Genomic DNA, 17,446 nt, shown 5'->3' with positions numbered 1-17,446 from the left:
CCGGGCCGACCATCGGCTTGCACTCGACACGCTCACATCAAACCGGGCCGCCGCTCGATGGAAAGACGCGCCCTCGGTCACGGCCGCTACAACGCGCTCGCGCAGATCGACTGATAAAGGTGATGGCATTGCCGGCTCCTTAACCGGTCAACGCGGCAACCCCGGCTCCGTCGCAACGCCTCCGGGAACAGCTGTAGCAGCGTAACAATCGAGAAAAGAGCATGATGGCATGGGGTGGTGCGGGCAATCGCTGTGTCGGACCACTGCCGCCGGGTCTCGACGCCAAGATGACCGTGCACCTTTTGGAAGGTGACTTTGACGCTCCAGCGGCGGACGAACCACACAATGACCGTTCAATGCAGGACGGTACGTCGTCACAATCCCGTGCAAACCAGGTTATTAATCCTCCTGTCGGCTCCGGGCTTAGGTTGCGGCATCGATTTTGCTCGCGAGCAAAGGCAGAGAATTTCGGTGCATCGGTTTGCTCGCCATGATAAGAATTCACAAATAAAATTTTATAACAAGGACGGCAATGAAGATCGCTCTAGTACACGAATGGCTGACTACATATGCTGGATCAGACAAAGTTTTGGCGGAGATGGCAAATATATATCCCGATGCCGACATATTCTGCCTGATAAATTTCCTTTCTGAAACAGACATGGATCATTTTCGTGGTAGATCTATAACGCCGTCTTTTTTACAGAAGATACCATTTTCGAAAAAATATTATACTTATATGCTTCCTCTTATGCCCTTGGCAATCGAACAACACGATTTGTCAAAATACGATATCGTTATCTCTAATTGTCACGCGGTAGCTAAAGGTGTCATTACAACTCGACGGCAACTTCATATTTGCTACTGTTACACGCCGATGCGGTATGCGTGGGATCTGCAAAATCAATATCTCGAAGGCTCCGGCTTTGGGCCCATCCGACGCGGCCTCGCTCGATACTTTCTCCATAAGATTAGAATTTGGGATCAAAGAACTTCGAACGGTGTGGATCATTTTGTCGCGTGTTCTAGGTATATCTCCGGTCGTATCGAGAAAACTTATCGTCAATTCTCTGATGTTATATATCCTAATGTCGACACTGATCGCTATAGCCTTGATGGTACAAATCGGGAGGACTTTTATCTGACGGCATCTCGAATGGTTCCATACAAGCAGATGCACCTCATTGTGGAAGCCTTTACGAAAACGCCGAAGAGAAAACTGGTTGTTATTGGTGATGGCCCGAAATATAAATATGCAAAATCGATAGCGACGCCGAATATCAAGATATTGGGGTATCAGTCGAACCAGATTTTACTTGATCATCTGCGACGTTGTCGTGCATTTATATTTGCTTCCGAGGAGGATTTCGGGATTGCTCCCCTAGAAGCTCAGGCCTGCGGCGCACCGGTTATTGCTTTTGGTCGAGGGGGCGCTCGGGAGACCGTGATCGACGGCGTTACAGGCCTGCATTTTCACGAGCAAACGACAGACTCGATCATCGATGCCATCAATCGGTTTGAGGCAGTCGGCGACATATATGATCATCATAAGATCCGTGCGCATGCGGAAACGTTCTCGACGGCCGTATTCCGAGAAAAATTTTCGCGGTTTGTCAGCGAGAAATGGGCGGAACACCAACGTCGTCTGACCAACTAGGATCTTTGAGCATGAAAACAGCACTCATCACCGGCGTGACCGGACAAGACGGTGCATATCTGGCACAAAACCTTTTGCTTCACGGTTACAAGGTTTATGCGACCTACCGTCGATCGAGTTCGGAGAATTTCTGGCGTATTGAGGCGCTAAATATTCTCAGAGATCCTAATCTGATCCTTGTCCAACATGATATGACAGATTTTAGTTCGACTCTGCGACTATTGGATCGCGCTGCCCCGGACGAGATTTATAATCTGGCAGCGCAAACGCATGTGCAAGTATCTTTCGATCAACCGTTTACGACGGCTCAAATAACCGGTATCGGGCCGCTGAATTTTCTCGAAGGAATCCGCGAACGCAAAGCCGCCGCACGTTACTATCAAGCATCTTCTGCCGAAATGTTCGGCCTAGTGCAATCGACTCCACAGACTGAGACGACGCCATTTTACCCGAGGAGCCCGTATGGTGTGTCGAAACTTTTTGCTCATTGGATGACGGTCAATTATCGCGAATCTTATGGTATCTTTGCAGCTTCTGGAATTCTGTTCAATCACGAATCGCCGCTGAGAGGTAAGGAATTCGTCACACGTAAGATTACGCACGGCGTGGCCCAGATTGCGCATGGTTCTGAGACGATCCTACGGTTAGGCAACCTCAATGCATTGCGCGACTGGGGTTATGCAAAAGATTATGTCGAGGGAATGCGCTTGATGTTGCAGGCGGATAGCGCGGATACGTTCGTGCTCGCTACAAACAAAACGACCTCCGTGCGAGACTTTGTAACGCTTTCATTCGCCGCGGCGGACATCGACGTTGAATGGTCGTCTTCTGGAGTCGATGAGTTTGCTATCTCACGCCAGAGTGGGAAGCGAGTGGTCGAAGTCGATCCCACTTTCTTTCGCCCAGCGGAGGTTGATGCCTTGATCGGGGATTACAGCAAGGCCGAGAACATGCTCGGCTGGCGCCCTACCACGAAACTGAATGAGCTCTGTCGCCTCATGGTCGAGGCCGACCTGCAGCGCCTCCATCGTGAACGAGGCCGTTGAAGGTTCGCACCAGAGAGCTCGATCGCGCCTGTTCGCGCTGGGAAAGTGCGAATCCGCTTCCTGTTTGCCGCCTGTTCAATCCGCTCGGATCATCCGCTCTCATTTCCTCCAACTGGTTGTCACACCACTAGAAATTCTTTGAATCCCGATGCATCCCGTGCATGAGGCACCTCTAATTTATTGGAAACAGGTGCGACATCGGCGGTCGCTGTTATGACTACAATCAGGGCATGTTTTGCGAAAGTCGCCGACGCATTCCTGATGGCGGCCTTGCAAGCTATGATCATCACTCTGACGCTGTCGCGCAGCACCAGAGCGGTCCGCTTACAGCTGTAAAGCGGAGTTCGAGGATCCGTCCTCCTCGAAAAATCGTGCTGTGCCCACTTGCAGAGATCGCCGAACCACCGTCGGTCGGTCGAACTACCCACAGCGCTCCAGACGCGCCACGAGGCAGTTCAGCGCACCAGTCGACGTCACAGAATCCGCGACAAGCTCTACCTCAGAACGTGAAGCCGGCTTCGGCCGCGAAGGCGTCGAGGAGCGGCAGGGCGGCGTCGAACAGCGGGCGTGAGCCGAAAGCATCGCCGGCGCGGACGAACAGGGTTGCCTTGGCATTGCGGTGTGGGCCGAACACGCAGGCAAGGCGGCCATCGTCCTTGAGCTGGTCCAGCAGCGCCTGCGGCCGGACCTCGACCCGGCCGTTGATCAGAATCACGTCGAAGGGCGCCTGCTTGGGGGCGCCCGCCTGCAGCGGTCCCTCGATCACCGTAGCCGAGGCGCCGAGCTTGGTGCGGGCCGTTTCGGCGAGGTCTGTCACCGATTCCAGCGCGGTCACGTCCGCCCCGAGATTCGACATTACGGCGGCGGCGTAGCCGGTGCCGGTGCCGACATCGAGGGCTTTGGCACCGGGCCGGATCTTCAGAGCCTGGATCAGCCGGGCCAGCACCATCGGGGCTGGCAGGCAGCGGGTCTCGCCGCCCGCGCCGTCGAGCCGCAGGGTCTGATCGATATAGGCGAACGGTTCGCGGCCCTTGGGCACGAAGGCCTCGCGCGCCACCGTGTCGAACGCGTCCAGCACCGTGTTGTCGTTCACGTCGAAGGTCCGCAACTGGCAGTCGACCATCATCCGCCGCGCCTGCGCGTAATCGATCATCGATACGTGTCCTCGAACCGGATCGGAACGCCGCGTCACCCGGGCCACGGCACGCGCCGCGGTCCCCGGCCAAGCTCAAGCGTTCCGGACGCGCGCGTTTTCGGAGATCACTCGTCAAAACGCAAGGTTTTCGCGGGTGGACCCGGCCATGGGTATCGACGGCTGGCACCGCACGCGGATCGGCCGGCGACGCTGGATCGCGAAAGATGCGTTACGGGGGCATCCCCGCTGTCGCGCCAGGGTTGTCGAAGGGGTCGCATTGCTCCGCCAGACGTTGAATAGAGAATGCAGATCGGACCGGGCGATCCAAGATGCCGGCCGTCTCGGGAGACATCATGACGCCAGTCACCAAGCCGATTCTGACCCGCGGCCTCGCCGCCGCACTCGCCTGCCTGGGCTTCGGGACCGCGTCCCTGGACGCGGTGCGTGCGCAAGAGACGAAGGCCAGCTCCGCGCCGCCGGCCAGCGTGCAGGTCGACCGCGGCTCGGCCCTCTACGGACGTCCCGAAGGCGGAGACGCGGCCAAGCTCGCGCCGGTCGCGGGGCCGCCCCTGGCGACGGCCGCCGCCAAGCTGCCGCTCGACAAGCTGAAGGTGCCGGAGGGCTTCAAGGTCGAGGTCTATGCCAGCGGCCTCGCCAATGCCCGCTCGATGACCCAGGCGCCGGACGGGACGCTGTTCGTCGGCACCCGCACCGTCGGCAAGGTCTACGCGGTGCTGCCGCAGGCCGGGCCGGACGGCAAGCGCGAGGTCAAGACGATCGCGTCGGGGCTGCACCGGCCGAACGGTGTCGCATTCCACGAGGGCGCGCTCTACGTCGCCGAGCTGTCGAAGATCTGGCGCTACGACGACATCGCCAACCATCTCGACGGCTCCGAGAAGCCGAGCCTCGTCTACGATGATCTGCCCAAGGACGAGGCCCATGGCTGGAAGTTCATCGCCATCGGGCCGGACAACAAGCTCTACGTCCCGGTCGGCGCGCCCGGCAACATCGTGATGCCCCCGGACACGCACGCTCAGATCCGCCGGATCGATCTCGACGGCAAGAACGCCGAGGTGATCGCCCGCGGGGTGCGCAACACGGTGGGATTCGACTGGAACCCGAAGACCAAGCAGCTCTGGTTTACGGACAATGGCCGCGACTGGGTCTCCGAGGATATCCCGAACGACGAGCTGAACGTGCTCACGGAGCCGGGCAAACAGCATTTCGGCTATCCGTTCTGCCACCAGGGCACGTTCACGGATCCCGAATACGGCTGGGGTCATTCCTGCGCGGAGTTCACCGCGCCGGCGGGCCTGCTCGGGCCGCACACGGCCTCGCTCGGGATGCGGTTCTACACCGGCGCGCAGTTCCCGGATTCCTATAAGGATGCCGTTTTCATCGCCCGGCACGGCTCCTGGAACCGCACGACCAAGCTCGGCGGCGACGTCGTGGTCGCGCGTCCGGGCCCGGACGGCAAGGTCGCAGCCGTGGAGCCGTTCCTGACCGGCTTCCTGCAGGACAACAAATATGCCGGCCGCCCGGTCGACGTTCTGGTCGCCAAGGACGGGTCTCTGCTCGTCTCGGACGATTACAACGGCGCTATCTACCGTGTCAGCTACGGCCAGTGATGGGCCGCGCAGCGAGGATTGGGCTGATCCGGGGACTCGCCTCGGCCCTCGGTGTCCTGCTGGCGAGTGCGGCGCTGGCCGCGCCCGAGGCGGCGATGCAGGAGCGTCTCGCCCCCTGCGTCGCTTGCCACGGGGGCGGAACCTCGGAGACTGAGGGCGTGCCCTCGCTGGGCGGCCAGCAGGCGGACTATGTCGTGACGCAGCTTTTCCAGTTCCGGGAGAAGCAGCGCGCGGCGGAGCCCATGAACGACGTTGCCGCTGGCTTCTCCGACGACGACCTTCGTGCCTACGCCGATGCGGTCGCGGCCCTTCCGGCGCCCGCTTGGTCGGGGCCGGCTGCGGAACCGGCCCTGGTGGCGCGCGCCCAGGCGCTGGTCTCAAAGCACCAGTGCAATTCCTGCCACGGCGCCGACCTGGCCGGCAGGGAGGCGATTCCCAGGATCCGGGCGCAGCGGGAGGAGTACCTCGCCCGTTCCCTCGCTTCCTACAAGTCGAACGCCCGGCCGGGCTACGACCCCGCCATGAACGAGGTCGCGCAGGGCCTGAGCGACGCCGACATCCGGGATCTGGCAGCCTACGTGGCGCGGCTCTGACCGGCCCCGCCTACCCCGCCACGCGCAGCCTATCGCCCACCGCGAGCGTCCCGCCGGCGATCACCTCGGCGTAGACCCCGAGGTCGCGGTGGCCGAGGCGCGCGTCGAGGGTCCAGGGGATGTCGTGGTCGCGCACGCCGCTCACCGGGTCGACGTTGGTGGCGGCGCAGCGCACCGTGCGCTTGGTGATCTTGAGCCGCAGCCCGCTCGGCGCCTCGATCACCTGGCCGACCATGTCCAACTCGGCGAAGGGCGCTAGCCCGTCGACCAGCAGGTTTCCGCGGAAGCGCAGCGGATCGACCGGCGCGCCGAGGTAATCCTCCACCGCGGCCACGCTCGCCCGGTTGATCAGCGAGACGTAGCCCGTGGGCGAATCGGTGAACCGGTATTGCGGCGGCGCCGCCAGCACCTTCGGCTCGCCCCGCAGGCTTTCCGGCAGGGTACGCCGCATCAGGTCGGCGAGCCCGTCGCGGCCGGCCTCCGTGTCGAGCCGGAAGGCGTGCGTTTCCCCGGCATGCTCCACCGTGAGCGTAGCGGTTGAGTCGTCGTAGCGGGTGCGCAGGCGGGCCAGGGCCTCGTCGCGCATCAGCATCAGGTACTTGGTCTTCGGCTGGTGCCGTGGCGCCACTGCGTTGAAGCCCGACGGCCCGTTCTCGATGGCGTAGAGGCGGTCCCCCGGGAAGAAGCCACTGGTCTCCAGCTCCGCCCGGTCGAGCGACTCGGGGCTCAGACCCTTCACGGGGTAGCGGTAGAGGCCGAGGAGGCCGATTTCGAGGGCGGCTTGCATGCGCGGAGGGTGGCTCGGAAAAGCCGTGTCGCGCAAGGCCTGAGCCCCTTGTGGTGCGCAAATACAACACCACATCGGACCTACCGGTGGCTTTCGGCGCCGGGGTCCCTTGCGGCAGAGTGCCGGGGGGCGACGTTTCGGCAGGGCCGCGCCATCTCGGGCGGCGAATGCCGGCACGGGAGGGTGAGACACGCATGAATTTCGAACTCTACACCGAGCGCGCCCGCGGCTTCGTTCAGGCTGCGCAGAACCTCGCCATGCGCGAGGGCCACCCGCAGCTTCAGCCGGGGCACCTGCTCAAGGTGCTGCTCGACGATCCCGAGGGCCTGTGCGCCGGCCTGATCGACCGCGCAGGCGGCCAGTCGCGGGTCGCTTTGGCCCAGACCGAGCAGTGGCTGGCCAAGCAGCCGAAGGTCTCCGGCAACGCATCCGCTCCGCAGGCGACCCGCGAACTGATGCGGTTGTTCGACACCGCCGAGCAAGCGGCCAAGAAAGCCGGCGATTCCTATGTCACGGTGGAGCGCCTGCTCCTGGCCCTGGCGGTGGAGAAGGAGTCCGAGGCCGGTCGCGCGCTACAGGCGGCGGGCGTGACGCCCGCGTCGCTGAACGGGGCAATCAATGCGCTCCGCAAGGGCCGCACCGCCGACAACGCCTCGGCTGAGAACGCCTACGACGCGCTGAAGAAATACGCCCGCGATCTCACCGAGGCCGCCCGGGACGGCAAGCTCGACCCGGTGATCGGCCGCGACGAGGAGATTCGTCGGACCATCCAGGTCCTGTCCCGGCGCACCAAGAACAACCCCGTCCTCATCGGCGAGCCCGGTGTCGGCAAGACCGCGATCGTCGAGGGGCTCGCCTTGCGCATCGTCAACGGCGACGTGCCGGAATCGTTGAAGGACAAGAGCCTGCTGGCCCTCGACATGGGTTCGCTGATCGCCGGCGCGAAATATCGCGGCGAGTTCGAGGAGCGGCTGAAGGGCGTGCTCTCCGAGGTCACGGCAGCCGAGGGCGGCATCATCCTGTTCATCGACGAGATGCACACGCTGGTCGGCGCCGGGAAGGCGGACGGGGCGATGGACGCCTCGAACCTGCTCAAGCCCGCGCTCGCCCGCGGCGAGCTGCACTGCGTCGGCGCGACCACGCTGGACGAGTACCGCAAGCACGTCGAGAAGGACGCCGCGCTCGCCCGCCGCTTCCAGCCGGTCTTCGTGTCCGAGCCGACCGTGGAGGACACGGTCTCGATCCTGCGCGGCCTGAAGGAGAAGTACGAGCAGCACCACGGCGTGCGCATCCAGGATTCGGCGCTGGTGGCGGCGGCGACGCTGTCGAACCGCTACATCACCGACCGGTTCCTGCCCGACAAGGCGATCGACCTGATCGACGAGGCCGGCTCGCGCCTGCGCATGCAGGTCGATTCGAAGCCGGAAGAACTCGATTCGATCGACCGCGAGATCGTGCGGCTGAAGATCGAAGCCGAAGCGCTCAAGAAGGAGACCGATTCCGCCTCCCGCGACCGGCTGCTCCGGTTGGAGAAGGAGCTTGCCGACCTGGAGGAGCGCTCCGCCGCGATCACCGCCCGGTGGAAGGCCGAGAAGGACAAGCTCGGCACCGCCGCCGGCCTCAAGAAGAAGCTCGACGAGGCGCGCAACGAGTTGGCCGCGGCCCAGCGCCAGGGTCAGTACCAGCGTGCGGGCGAGCTCGCGTACGGTGTCATCCCGGGCCTGGAAAAACAGCTCGCTGAGATCGAGGCCAAGGCGGACAACGGCCGCGATGGCATGATGGAGGAGGCGGTCACGCCCGCCCACGTCGCCGGCGTGGTCTCCCGCTGGACCGGCGTGCCGGTGGACAAGATGCTGGAGGGCGAGCGCGACAAGCTGCTGGCCATGGAGCAGGCGCTGGCCAAGCGCGTCGTCGGCCAGCGCGAGGCGGTCGAGGCGGTCTCGACTGCGGTCCGGCGCGCCCGGGCCGGGTTGCAGGACCCGAACCGGCCGATCGGCTCGTTCATGTTCCTCGGTCCCACGGGCGTCGGCAAGACCGAGCTGACCAAGGCGCTCGCCGGCTTCCTGTTCGACGACGACACCGCGCTCGTGCGCATCGACATGTCCGAGTACATGGAGAAGCACGCGGTCGCCCGCCTGATCGGCGCGCCTCCGGGCTATGTCGGCTACGAAGAGGGCGGTGCGCTCACCGAGGCGGTGCGGCGGCGGCCCTATCAGGTGGTGCTGTTCGACGAGGTCGAGAAGGCGCATCCGGACGTGTTCAACGTCCTGCTGCAGGTTCTCGATGACGGACGGCTCACGGACGGGCAGGGGCGGACGGTCGATTTCCGCAACACGCTGCTGATCATGACCTCGAATCTCGGGTCCGAGTATCTGGTGAATCAGCCTGCGGGCGAGGACACCGACGCGGTCCGCGAGGAAGTGATGAACGTGGTGCGGAGCCACTTCCGGCCGGAATTCCTGAACCGGGTCGACGAGATCATCCTGTTCCACCGCCTGGCGCGGTCGGAGATGGGGGCGATCGTCGAGATCCAGCTCGGGCGCCTGGCGAAGCTCTTGGAGGATCGCAAGATCACCCTCGACCTCGACGAGGAGGCCAAGGTCTGGCTCGCCGACAAGGGCTACGACCCGGCCTACGGGGCGCGGCCGCTCAAGCGGGTGATCCAGAAGAACGTCCAGGATCCGCTGGCGGAACTGGTCCTCTCCGGCAAGATCCACGACGGCGAGACGGTGCCGGTTCGGCTCGGCCCGATGGGCCTGATGATCGGCGACCTGACGGTCGGCGCCGAGCGCCGGCCGGCCAACGTGGCCCTGAACTGATCGGTTCGCTTGCGAGCGGGGCGGCGCGCTTGATGAGGGCGCGCCGCCTTTTTGTGTCTGCTCTGCGCCGCGGATCTTCAGCCCGCCGCCACACGCCGAACCCGGGCCAGGATCGCCATCTGCAGCGCGAGTCCGGCGGCCGCAACGGCGGCAGCAGCCATCGGCAGGGCGGCGATACCTGCCAGCGTGACCACCACGCCGCCGAGCGCCGCACCGGCCGCGCCGCCCAGATAGTTCGCCGAGCTGTTGAGCGCGACGGCGACGCTGCCGTGATCGGGCCGGAGATAGAGCAGGGCATGCTGCTGCGGCGCCTGAGAGGCCCAGCCCATCGCGCCCCAGGCCAGCAACGGCAGGTAGCCGAGGAGCGATGCGCCGAGCAGGCCGGGCAGGGACACGAGCGCCAGCGTCAGGGCGGCCAGGATCATGGTCATCACCCGGCGGGGATCGCGAGTCCGGTCGATCAGCGGGCCGACCGAAAAGCTGCCCACCATCCCGCCGATGCCCCAGGCCCAGAAATACGAAGCCGCCGCGTTGCCCAGCCCGGCCCGGTCGAGGAGCGGCGCCAGGTAGGTGTAGAGCCCGAGGCTGGCGATTGCGGTGAGGAAGGTGACTGTCACCGTGGCGACGATGGCCGGGTCGGTCAGCAGGGCGGCCCGCGCCCGCCAGGAGGGCGGCTCCGCGGCCTCGATGTCGGGCAGGCGCGCCAGGATGGCGACCGTGGCTACGGCGCCAAGGAGTGTCACCATCCAGAGGGCGCTCTGCCAGCCGAGCCGTTCGGCGATCCACAACCCGGCCGGCACGCCGATGACCGTCCCGGTGCTCATGCCCCCGAGGGTGAGCGCCAGGGCGCGCCCCTTCCGCCCCGGCTCCACCAGAGCGGCCGCCGACGCGATCGCGACCGGCGCGTAGAGGCCCGCCGCGAGGCCCGCGAGCGCCCGGGCCAGGAGCAGCCCCAATAGACCGGTGGCGAGGGTGCTCAGCATGTTCGCGATGGTGAAGACCGCGAGCGCCAGCCCGAGGATCCGCCGCACCGGCTTGCCGGCGAGCAGGGTGGCGCAGACCGGGGCCGCCAGCGCGTAGGCGAGGGTGAAGACCGTGACCGCCTGCCCGGCCTCGCCGGGTTCAACTTGGAACGCGGTGCCGATCCCCGGCAGCAGCCCCGCGACCACATACGCATCCAAGCCCAGGGCGAACATCCCGAGCGCCAGAACCGCGATTCGTCTCATGTCTCGCCGCCTCTTTACGATGTACGACGAACATCGTACATAAACGGCGCCATGAGCCCCCGCAAGTTCTTCCATCCCGATGTCGCCGACCTGACCCTGCACCGAGTGCTGTTCGCGCTGAGCGACCCGACCCGTCTTACGGTGGTGTCGGAACTGATCAAAAATGGTGAGCGCGCCTCGGGGGATCTTCTGGCCGAGAGCGTGCCGCGCTCGACCATGACGCACCATCTCAAGATCCTGCGGGAGGCCGGCGTGACGCGCACCCGCCCCGAGGGGATGCGCTGCCTGATTGCGCTGCGCCGGGAGGATGTCGACGCGCGCTTCCCCGGGCTCCTCGACGCGATCCTGGCCCATGGCGGGGCCGAGGCGTCAGCGCCGTAAGGATCGGGTTTCCGAAGGGCGTGCCCTTCGGCGGGTTATCAGGGCGGAGCCCTGATGTTGCAGGGCTCCGCCCTGCACCCGCAAAAGGTCGAAGACCTTTTGAAACCGGGGTTTTTCAAGCGTCGGACAGGCCGCTAGGCCCTGCGGATCGCTTTCGCCAGATCGGCCGCTTGGTCGCGGTCGCGGCAGACCAGCCAGAGGTCGTCGTGGGCCGATAACTCGGCGTCGAACAGGTCGATGAAGGCGGCCGGTGGGGCGGCAAGGTCCGGCCAGTGGTAGAGGCGAAAGCCCAGCGCCTCGAACAGCGGCAGGATCGGCGCCAAGTCCCACAGCATGCTGTTGACGACCGTCGCGTCGAGCCGCCCTGTCGCCAGGAGCGCGGCGTCCGAGATCGACCCGCCCTCGCTCCAGGGGAACCAGCCCCGCCCGTAATCCAGGGTGAAACGCTGCGCCGCGACGGCGAGCCAGCCGACATGGCCGGTGCGGCTCGGCGTGGGTTTCAGCGCGCGCAGGGCTTCCGTCCGGCGCCCGCCCCGGGTCGGTGCCCAGAACGCCCGGCCCTCGTAGGCCGCGAGCAGGATGCCGCGCACCGCCTCCGCGGAGTCGATGCGGGCCGGGCCGCAGCGGTCCTCGTTCCAGGCCGGCAGGGTCATCACGCCGGCCCGGGGCCAGCCCGACCGGCAGGCCGCCACCATGACGCCCCAGCCCGACAGGCCGCCCGCGAAGGGCCGCGTGCCGTCGATCGGGTCGCCCACGAAGGTCCAGGCATCCCGGGCCAGCAACGCCTTCGCGGCCGCGTGGCCCAGGTGGTCGGCGGTCTCCTCCTCGATCAGGTCGGGCCCGAAGCGGGCGTGCAGCAGGCGGCTGACGGTGAGGTCGGCCTCGGTGAGTGCCTGGCCGAGGTCCGGGCCCTTGTTGGTCATGGCGAGCCCGGCCGTCCGCATCGCGAGCGCCAGCGGCGCCGCGTCCTCGGCGAAGGCCAGCATCTCGGCCAGGACGGCGTCGATCGGGGCATCGGGCTGGATCATGCGGCGAACAACTCGGGGCGGCGCAGCATCAGCGCTTGGACCAGGACCAGGGTCTTGAGGTCGGCCAAGCGTCCGGAGCGGGCCTGATCGGCCAGAGCGGCCAAGGGCAGCTCCAGCACTTCGACCTGCTCGCCCTCGCCGGGCAGGCCGCCGCCGGGGCCGACCCGGTCGGTTTCCGCATAGGGCGCGAGATAGAGCCACAGCCGCTCGGAGGAAACGCTCGGCATGCTGTAGGCGTGGGTCACGGGTTCGAGCCGTTCGAGCCGCAGCCCCGCCTCCTCCATCGCTTCCCGGATCGCGGTCTCTTCCGGCTCGCCGCCGTCGAGGCCGCCCGCGGGGGCCTCGTCGAGGGAAGCGGGCTCGCCCCAGAAGGCGGGCCCGACCCGGTTCTGCCGGACCAGCAGGGCGACCCGGCGCTCGGGATCGTAGGGCAGCACGCAGGCCGCCTCGCCGTGGTCCTCCAGGGCCCGCGGCACCGTGCTGCCGTCGGGCTGGGTGAGCGTGGCGATGCCGAAGGTGTTCCAGCCCCTGTGGATCACCCGCAGGGGGAGGGCGGTCTGCGTGTCGGTCATGACCGGATCAGTGCTGGGTGGTCGCGGCGGTCTGGCCGAACATCACCTTCTTGGCGTCCTCGCTCATGGTCTTGCCGTGATCGGGATTGACCTCCGGCGCCCGGGCATAGGCCGCCTGCGTGGCCGGCCGCTCCGCGATGGCGGTGAACCAGCGCTTGAGATGGGGATGCGCGTCGAGGTTCTGGCCCTGCTTCTCCCACGGCACGATCCACGGATAGCAGGCCATGTCGGCGATCGAGTAGTCCGCGCCCGCCACGAAGATCCGGTCGGCCAGGCGCCGGTCCAGAACGCCGTAGAGTCGGTTGGTCTCGTTGACGTAGCGCTTGATCGCGTAATCGATCTTCTCGGGCGCATATTGCGAGAAGTGATGGTTCTGGCCGAGCATCGGCCCGAGTCCACCCATCTGCCAGAACAGCCATTGCAGGACCTCGGCCCGGCGGCGCAGATCACTCGCGATGAAGCGCTCGGTTTTCTCGGCGAGATACAACAGGATCGCGCCCGATTCGAACAGAGAAACCGGTGCGCCGCCATCGGCCGGCTCGTCATCGACAATCGCCGGCATGCGATTGTTCGGGGCGATCTTGAGGAAGTCCGGGTTGAATTGTTCGCCTTTGCCGATGTTGATCGGCTTGATCCGGTACGGAATAGCGGCTTCTTCGAGGAACATCGTGACTTTGTGGCCGTTCGGCGTCGGCCAATAGTACAGATCGATCATCGGATTGTGTCCCGCTGGCGCATCATCCCGGACGGTGTGCCGGCTTTCGGAAAGGATGATGCCAAAACAAAGCCCTGACGCCGCCTCGCGGATGCGCGATCCCGAGGAGGCCCCGAGCCCCGGCGATGGGGAGGTGGGCCTGCGACCCACGCCGGTCAAGCACGGCCCGGGCCGGCTCTGCCGCAATGCGGCATCACCCGCCTGAACAGCCCTGAATATCCACGTAGAGGGCGTAGAGCGACTGGCTCGCGGCCATGAACAGGCGGTTCCGGTGCCGGCCGCCGAAACAGAGATTGGCACAGCGCTCCGGCAGGCGGATGCGGCCGATCAGGCGGCCCTCCGGGTTGAACACCATCACGCCGTCCAGCGCGTCGTCACCCATGCCCCATCCGCACCAGAGGTTGCCGTCGGTATCGCAGCGGATCCCGTCCGGCGTGCCCGGCCCGGCATCGATCAGGACCCGGCGGTCGCGCAGGGTCCGGCCGCCGACCACGTCGAAGGCGACGATGCGCCGGGTCGGTTCCCCGCGGGATTCGACGAGGTAGAGCCGCGATTCGTCCGGCGAGAAGCACAGGCCGTTCGGCCCGGCTATGTCGTGCGCGACCACCTCGAGCGCGCCGGTCGCCGAGTCGAGCCGATAGACGTTCTGGGGCAACTCCGATTCGACCCGCTCGCCCTCGTAGAATCCGGCGATGCCGAAGGTCGGATCCGTGAACCAGACCGAGCCGTCTCGGGTGGTGACGACATCGTTCGGCGAATTGAGGCGCTTGCCCTCGAAGGAGTCCGCCAGCACCGTGACCGCGCCGTCATACGCGGTCCGCACGACGCGGCGGCCGCCATGCTCGCAGGTGACGAGCCGCCCCTGCCGGTCGCGGGTGTTGCCATTGGCGAAACCCGACGGCTTGCGGAACGCACCGACTGCGCCGGTCTCCTCGTCCCAGCGTAGGATCCGATTGTTGGGGATGTCGCTCCACAGCAGGTAGCGCCCGTCCCCGAACCAGACCGGCCCCTCGCACCAGCGGAAGCCCGTGGCGAGGCGCTCGACCGCCGCGCTGAACACCCGGTAGCGGGCGAAGGCGGCGTCGAGGATCTCGATGGCCGGGTCGGGATAGCGCGCGCTCGGCGTCCACACGGGGCTGATCTCCTCTCAACGGCTCGCGAATCCGCGCGCGTGCCTGCGATACCGCATGGTCGAGGAGACGCCAGAGGGGCCAGGAAGCCAGGCGGGGCCGCGAAGTGAAGGAGCCTGCACGCGGGCGCCGGCCCCGTGGCGCTGCCGGTTCCGATGATGCGATCTGGAGCGCGGCACCACGCATCGTCTACGGGAGCGACGAGGACCGAGATCCCCCACCGCAGGTTACCGAGCCGCCCCTCCACCGCCCCCCAATGGAAATGCAGTCGGTTTGTCGGTGCGGGAATCAGCCCTCGCCGTCCCGATAGAGACCTTAGTCGCCCTTGAATTGTCTGACAAGTGACCGTTGCGTGTTCCGAAGGGCTTTTGAACTCATGCGGTTAATCTCGGCCGTCCATGTACGGCCGCGGCTGGCTGCCCCGTTGCGTCGGCCTCCCCGAAACGCTAGGGCTTGCGTGCCGTAACGGGCAGTCGGGGTGTGGCGCAGTCTGGTAGCGCACCTGGTTTGGGACCAGGGGGTCGTAGGTTCGAATCCTATCGCCCCGACCATTCGATCAGGAGCTTGTCGAGTCCAGATGCCGAGTGCTCGCATCTTCCGTCCCGCCCGGGATGCCACGCAATCGGGCCTCGCCCGCACCAAGCAGTGGATCCTGGAATTCGACCAGACCGGCCCGCGCGAGATCGATCCGCTGATGGGCTGGAACGGGTCGGCCGATATGATGCAGCAGGTGCGGCTGGAATTCGACACGGAGGAGGAGGCGGTCGCCTACGCCAAGCGCGAGGGGATCGCCTACCGGGTCGAGCAGCCGGCCAAGCCTGTATTCCGTAAGGGACTGTCTTACTCGGACAACTTCAAGTTCAATCGGACGGCGCCCTGGACGCATTGAGGCGCCCAAGCATCGTCCCCAGAAGGTCGACGGAGAGGGTGCTTCAGGCCTGGCGGCGCGCCTGCCACGCGGCGTACGGCGCCTTGCCCGCGGGCCGGATCTGGCTGAGGCGCATCGGCTGCTCGTTCAGGGGGCGGCACAGTTCCGCGTAGAGCGTCGCGTTCGCAGCCCCGTATTCCTCGGCTTCTTCGGCCGAGAAGGCGAAGTAGCCCTCGCGAAAACCGGCGAGCCGCATCGCGGCGTGGCACATCGGGCAGGGGCGCCCGCTTGCATACATCACGCAATCGGACAGGTCGCGCCGCGCCAGCATCTGGCTGGCTTCGCGCAGCGCCACCATCTCGGCATGGGCGCTCGGGTCGTTGGTGGCGTGCACCGTGTTGGCCGCCCGGACCAGCACCGCGCCATCCCGCACGATCACCGCGCCGTACGGGGAGCCGCCGGCCAGCACGTTCGCCTCGGCCAGCGCGACCGCCTCGCGGATATAGGCTTCGTGGTCCGACATCGCTGCGCCTCTCCCGGAATGCCCGCGCCAACGCGCCGTCGGCCCGAGGGTTCAGAACGCGTAGCGCACGGTGCAATAGGGCATGGTCTCGGCCAGCAGAGCCTTGAACCGGGCAAGCCATTGGCCCTTCCAGCCGGTGCGGTAGCGCAGGTTGGTGCCGCCGCCCTCGGAGACCTTCGCCTCCTGGATGTCCGGTCGCCACAGCAGCTCCTCGGCCTTCGGGTGCCAGCCGAGATTCACGTCGTGCAGGCCCGCATTGTGGGTCAGCATGATGATCTCGCATTTGAGCTGGGCCTTGGCGGCGTCGGAGAGCGTGCCGTCGATCTCGGCGAACAGCGCGCGCCAATCGGTCTCCCAGCCCTCGTAGAGGATCACCGGCGAGAAATTGGCGTGGACCTCGTAGCCGGCGGCCACGAAGTCGTCGATGGCGGCGATCCGCTCCGGGATCGGGCTCGTGCGGACGTCGACGATCCTGGCGATCCGGGCGGGCATCAGCGAGAACCGGACCCGCGTCTTCCGTTGCGGGTCGTAGGCCAGGAGGTCGCGGTTGACCGCCTTGGTGGCGAAGGACGCCTTGGCGTTCGGCAGGGTGCGGAATCGCTCGATAAAGGTGCGGACGCCGCTGCTGACGGCGGCATCCACCGAAAGGTCGCCGTTCTCGCCGATATCGTAGATCCAGTACGCCGGGTCGATCGTGTCGGGCTCCGGCAGGGGCCCCTGTCGCGCTGCATGCCGGGCGATGGCCGCGCAGGCCTGCTCAATGTTCACGAACAGCGAGATCGGGTTCGCGAAGCCCTTGCGGCGCGGCACGTAACAGTAAGCGCAGGCCATCGCGCAGCCGTTCGAGGTCGAGGGCGCGATGAAATGGGCGCTGCGGCCGTTCGGGCGCAGGGTCAGGCCCTTCTTCACGCCGAGCACCAGGGTCGAACGCTTGATCCGCACCCAATCCTCCACCGAGCCGGCGTTGCCGTGGAGCGCGGGGATGTTCCAGTGCGACGGCACTGCGATGCGCTCGGCATCGGGGAAGCGCGCCAGGATGCCTTGCCCGATCGGGAAGTCGGCCACCGCGGGCTCGTGGTAGATGGTCCGGATGTCGAGAAGATCGCTGGTGAGGGCCATGAGGCATCCGGGGCCCGTCGGCGGCCCGGGCTTTGATATGGCGCGCAACGGCAGGACCGGAAATGGCTTGCGACGTGCGGCCTCAATGCCCCGGGGCGCTTCAGTAGATTCCTCAGATCCGTAAATTCAACACTCTCTTACGACTCTTGATTGATCATGGCGTACCTCTGATTGGACGCGCGATGACGATTCACGACCTGGAGGAAGTGCCCCCCGGGA

At 65.8% G+C, this 17,446-nt stretch carries 18 protein-coding genes and 1 tRNA gene; 8 read left to right on the top strand and 11 right to left on the bottom strand.

Features of this window, described 5'->3' with window-relative positions; genetic code table 11:
* Window positions 1-129 (bottom strand): helix-turn-helix domain-containing protein (locus MKL11_RS24180; protein ID WP_409565894.1); only part of this gene is annotated, 129 nt, incomplete at its 3' end.
* 403 nt (window positions 130-532) lie between these two features.
* Between MKL11_RS24180 and MKL11_RS24175 the strand changes: the two genes are divergently transcribed.
* Together MKL11_RS24175 and gmd are read left to right on the top strand one after the other, a co-directional pair.
* Window positions 533-1,657: a glycosyltransferase family 4 protein gene (locus MKL11_RS24175; RefSeq protein WP_243947957.1), complete on the top strand. Its 1,125-nt coding sequence runs from the start codon at window positions 533-535 to the stop codon at window positions 1,655-1,657.
* An 11-nt stretch (window positions 1,658-1,668) separates the two neighbouring features.
* Window positions 1,669-2,703, top strand: a complete 1,035-nt coding sequence (gene gmd, locus MKL11_RS24170) for a GDP-mannose 4,6-dehydratase (protein ID WP_243947955.1) — start codon at window positions 1,669-1,671, stop codon at window positions 2,701-2,703.
* 119 nt (window positions 2,704-2,822) lie between these two features.
* Here gmd and MKL11_RS24165 read toward each other — a convergent pair whose 3' ends face one another.
* Together MKL11_RS24165 and MKL11_RS24160 are read right to left on the bottom strand one after the other, a co-directional pair.
* Window positions 2,823-3,014 carry a hypothetical protein gene (locus MKL11_RS24165; protein ID WP_243947954.1) on the bottom strand — a complete coding sequence of 64 codons (192 nt, stop codon included), beginning with the start codon at window positions 3,012-3,014 and terminating at the stop codon, window positions 2,823-2,825.
* 188 nt (window positions 3,015-3,202) lie between these two features.
* A complete protein-coding gene (locus MKL11_RS24160) occupies window positions 3,203-3,856 on the bottom strand; it encodes a protein-L-isoaspartate O-methyltransferase family protein (protein WP_243947953.1) in 654 nt (217 codons plus the stop codon).
* A gap of 335 nt (window positions 3,857-4,191) precedes the next feature.
* On the opposite strand from MKL11_RS24160, the gene MKL11_RS24155 reads away from it, so the two are divergent.
* Window positions 4,192-5,466, top strand: coding sequence for a PQQ-dependent sugar dehydrogenase (locus MKL11_RS24155; RefSeq protein WP_243947952.1), 1,275 nt, complete (start codon window positions 4,192-4,194; stop codon window positions 5,464-5,466).
* Window positions 5,466-6,059, top strand: a complete 594-nt coding sequence (locus MKL11_RS24150; RefSeq protein WP_243947951.1) for a c-type cytochrome — start codon at window positions 5,466-5,468, stop codon at window positions 6,057-6,059. The genes MKL11_RS24155 and MKL11_RS24150 overlap by 1 nt, the downstream gene beginning before the upstream one ends.
* Window positions 6,060-6,069: 10 nt before the next feature.
* On the opposite strand, the gene MKL11_RS24145 is transcribed toward MKL11_RS24150, so the two are convergent.
* A complete protein-coding gene (locus MKL11_RS24145) occupies window positions 6,070-6,846 on the bottom strand; it encodes an MOSC domain-containing protein (protein ID WP_243947950.1) in 777 nt (258 codons plus the stop codon).
* A gap of 194 nt (window positions 6,847-7,040) precedes the next feature.
* Here MKL11_RS24145 and clpB point away from each other — a divergent pair, with 194 nt between their 5' ends.
* Window positions 7,041-9,665, top strand: coding sequence for an ATP-dependent chaperone ClpB (gene clpB / locus MKL11_RS24140; protein ID WP_243947949.1), 2,625 nt, complete (start codon window positions 7,041-7,043; stop codon window positions 9,663-9,665).
* Between the two features lie 77 nt (window positions 9,666-9,742).
* Here the strand turns inward: clpB and MKL11_RS24135 are convergent, their stop codons facing one another.
* Window positions 9,743-10,891, bottom strand: coding sequence for an MFS transporter (locus MKL11_RS24135; RefSeq protein ID WP_243947948.1), 1,149 nt, complete (start codon window positions 10,889-10,891; stop codon window positions 9,743-9,745).
* Window positions 10,892-10,942: 51 nt separating this feature from the next.
* Here MKL11_RS24135 and MKL11_RS24130 point away from each other — a divergent pair, with 51 nt between their 5' ends.
* A complete protein-coding gene (locus MKL11_RS24130; RefSeq protein ID WP_243947945.1) occupies window positions 10,943-11,272 on the top strand; it encodes an ArsR/SmtB family transcription factor in 330 nt (109 codons plus the stop codon).
* A gap of 134 nt (window positions 11,273-11,406) precedes the next feature.
* On the opposite strand, the gene MKL11_RS24125 is transcribed toward MKL11_RS24130, so the two are convergent.
* From MKL11_RS24125 to MKL11_RS24110, 4 genes are all read right to left on the bottom strand, one after another.
* On the bottom strand, window positions 11,407-12,300 hold the full coding sequence (locus tag MKL11_RS24125; protein WP_243947942.1) for an inositol monophosphatase family protein: 894 nt from the start codon (window positions 12,298-12,300) through the stop codon (window positions 11,407-11,409).
* Entirely contained in the window at window positions 12,297-12,872 is a 576-nt protein-coding gene (locus MKL11_RS24120) for an NUDIX domain-containing protein (RefSeq protein WP_243947940.1), read from the bottom strand. The genes MKL11_RS24125 and MKL11_RS24120 overlap by 4 nt, the downstream gene beginning before the upstream one ends.
* Before the next feature lie 7 nt (window positions 12,873-12,879).
* Window positions 12,880-13,587, bottom strand: a complete 708-nt coding sequence (locus MKL11_RS24115) for a glutathione S-transferase N-terminal domain-containing protein (protein ID WP_243947937.1) — start codon at window positions 13,585-13,587, stop codon at window positions 12,880-12,882.
* Window positions 13,588-13,780: 193 nt separating this feature from the next.
* Window positions 13,781-14,719 (bottom strand): SMP-30/gluconolactonase/LRE family protein, encoded by a 939-nt coding sequence (locus MKL11_RS24110; RefSeq protein ID WP_243947935.1) that lies wholly within the window; start codon window positions 14,717-14,719, stop codon window positions 13,781-13,783.
* A gap of 472 nt (window positions 14,720-15,191) precedes the next feature.
* On the opposite strand from MKL11_RS24110, the gene MKL11_RS24105 reads away from it, so the two are divergent.
* Window positions 15,192-15,268: transfer RNA gene (locus MKL11_RS24105), tRNA-Pro, on the top strand.
* Between the two features lie 26 nt (window positions 15,269-15,294).
* Window positions 15,295-15,606, top strand: coding sequence for an ETC complex I subunit (locus MKL11_RS24100; RefSeq protein WP_243947933.1), 312 nt, complete (start codon window positions 15,295-15,297; stop codon window positions 15,604-15,606).
* 43 nt (window positions 15,607-15,649) lie between these two features.
* Here the strand turns inward: MKL11_RS24100 and MKL11_RS24095 are convergent, their stop codons facing one another.
* Together MKL11_RS24095 and MKL11_RS24090 are read right to left on the bottom strand one after the other, a co-directional pair.
* Window positions 15,650-16,108, bottom strand: a complete 459-nt coding sequence (locus tag MKL11_RS24095; RefSeq protein WP_243947931.1) for a nucleoside deaminase — start codon at window positions 16,106-16,108, stop codon at window positions 15,650-15,652.
* A 51-nt stretch (window positions 16,109-16,159) separates the two neighbouring features.
* Entirely contained in the window at window positions 16,160-17,227 is a 1,068-nt protein-coding gene (locus MKL11_RS24090; protein ID WP_243947929.1) for a spore photoproduct lyase family protein, read from the bottom strand.
* Window positions 17,228-17,446 lie beyond the last annotated feature (219 nt).

Source organism: Methylobacterium sp. J-077 (assembly GCF_022829365.1).
Taxonomy (GTDB): Bacteria; Pseudomonadota; Alphaproteobacteria; order Rhizobiales; family Beijerinckiaceae; genus Methylobacterium.
The sequence above is the reverse complement of the archived record's forward strand: the minus strand, read 5'-3'. Positions and strand labels throughout refer to the sequence as shown.

Coding starts and splice junctions, on each gene's coding strand:
- MKL11_RS24175 (WP_243947957.1), top strand. CDS start 533: ATGAAGATCGCTCTAGTACACGAATGGCTGACTACATATGCTGGATCA.
- gmd (WP_243947955.1), top strand. CDS start 1,669: ATGAAAACAGCACTCATCACCGGCGTGACCGGACAAGACGGTGCATAT.
- MKL11_RS24160 (WP_243947953.1), bottom strand. CDS start 3,856: ATGATCGATTACGCGCAGGCGCGGCGGATGATGGTCGACTGCCAGTTG.
- MKL11_RS24155 (WP_243947952.1), top strand. CDS start 4,192: ATGACGCCAGTCACCAAGCCGATTCTGACCCGCGGCCTCGCCGCCGCA.
- MKL11_RS24150 (WP_243947951.1), top strand. CDS start 5,466: ATGGGCCGCGCAGCGAGGATTGGGCTGATCCGGGGACTCGCCTCGGCC.
- MKL11_RS24145 (WP_243947950.1), bottom strand. CDS start 6,846: ATGCAAGCCGCCCTCGAAATCGGCCTCCTCGGCCTCTACCGCTACCCC.
- clpB (WP_243947949.1), top strand. CDS start 7,041: ATGAATTTCGAACTCTACACCGAGCGCGCCCGCGGCTTCGTTCAGGCT.
- MKL11_RS24135 (WP_243947948.1), bottom strand. CDS start 10,891: ATGAGACGAATCGCGGTTCTGGCGCTCGGGATGTTCGCCCTGGGCTTG.
- MKL11_RS24130 (WP_243947945.1), top strand. CDS start 10,943: ATGAGCCCCCGCAAGTTCTTCCATCCCGATGTCGCCGACCTGACCCTG.
- MKL11_RS24125 (WP_243947942.1), bottom strand. CDS start 12,300: ATGATCCAGCCCGATGCCCCGATCGACGCCGTCCTGGCCGAGATGCTG.
- MKL11_RS24120 (WP_243947940.1), bottom strand. CDS start 12,872: ATGACCGACACGCAGACCGCCCTCCCCCTGCGGGTGATCCACAGGGGC.
- MKL11_RS24115 (WP_243947937.1), bottom strand. CDS start 13,587: ATGATCGATCTGTACTATTGGCCGACGCCGAACGGCCACAAAGTCACG.
- MKL11_RS24100 (WP_243947933.1), top strand. CDS start 15,295: ATGCCGAGTGCTCGCATCTTCCGTCCCGCCCGGGATGCCACGCAATCG.
- MKL11_RS24095 (WP_243947931.1), bottom strand. CDS start 16,108: ATGTCGGACCACGAAGCCTATATCCGCGAGGCGGTCGCGCTGGCCGAG.
- MKL11_RS24090 (WP_243947929.1), bottom strand. CDS start 17,227: ATGGCCCTCACCAGCGATCTTCTCGACATCCGGACCATCTACCACGAG.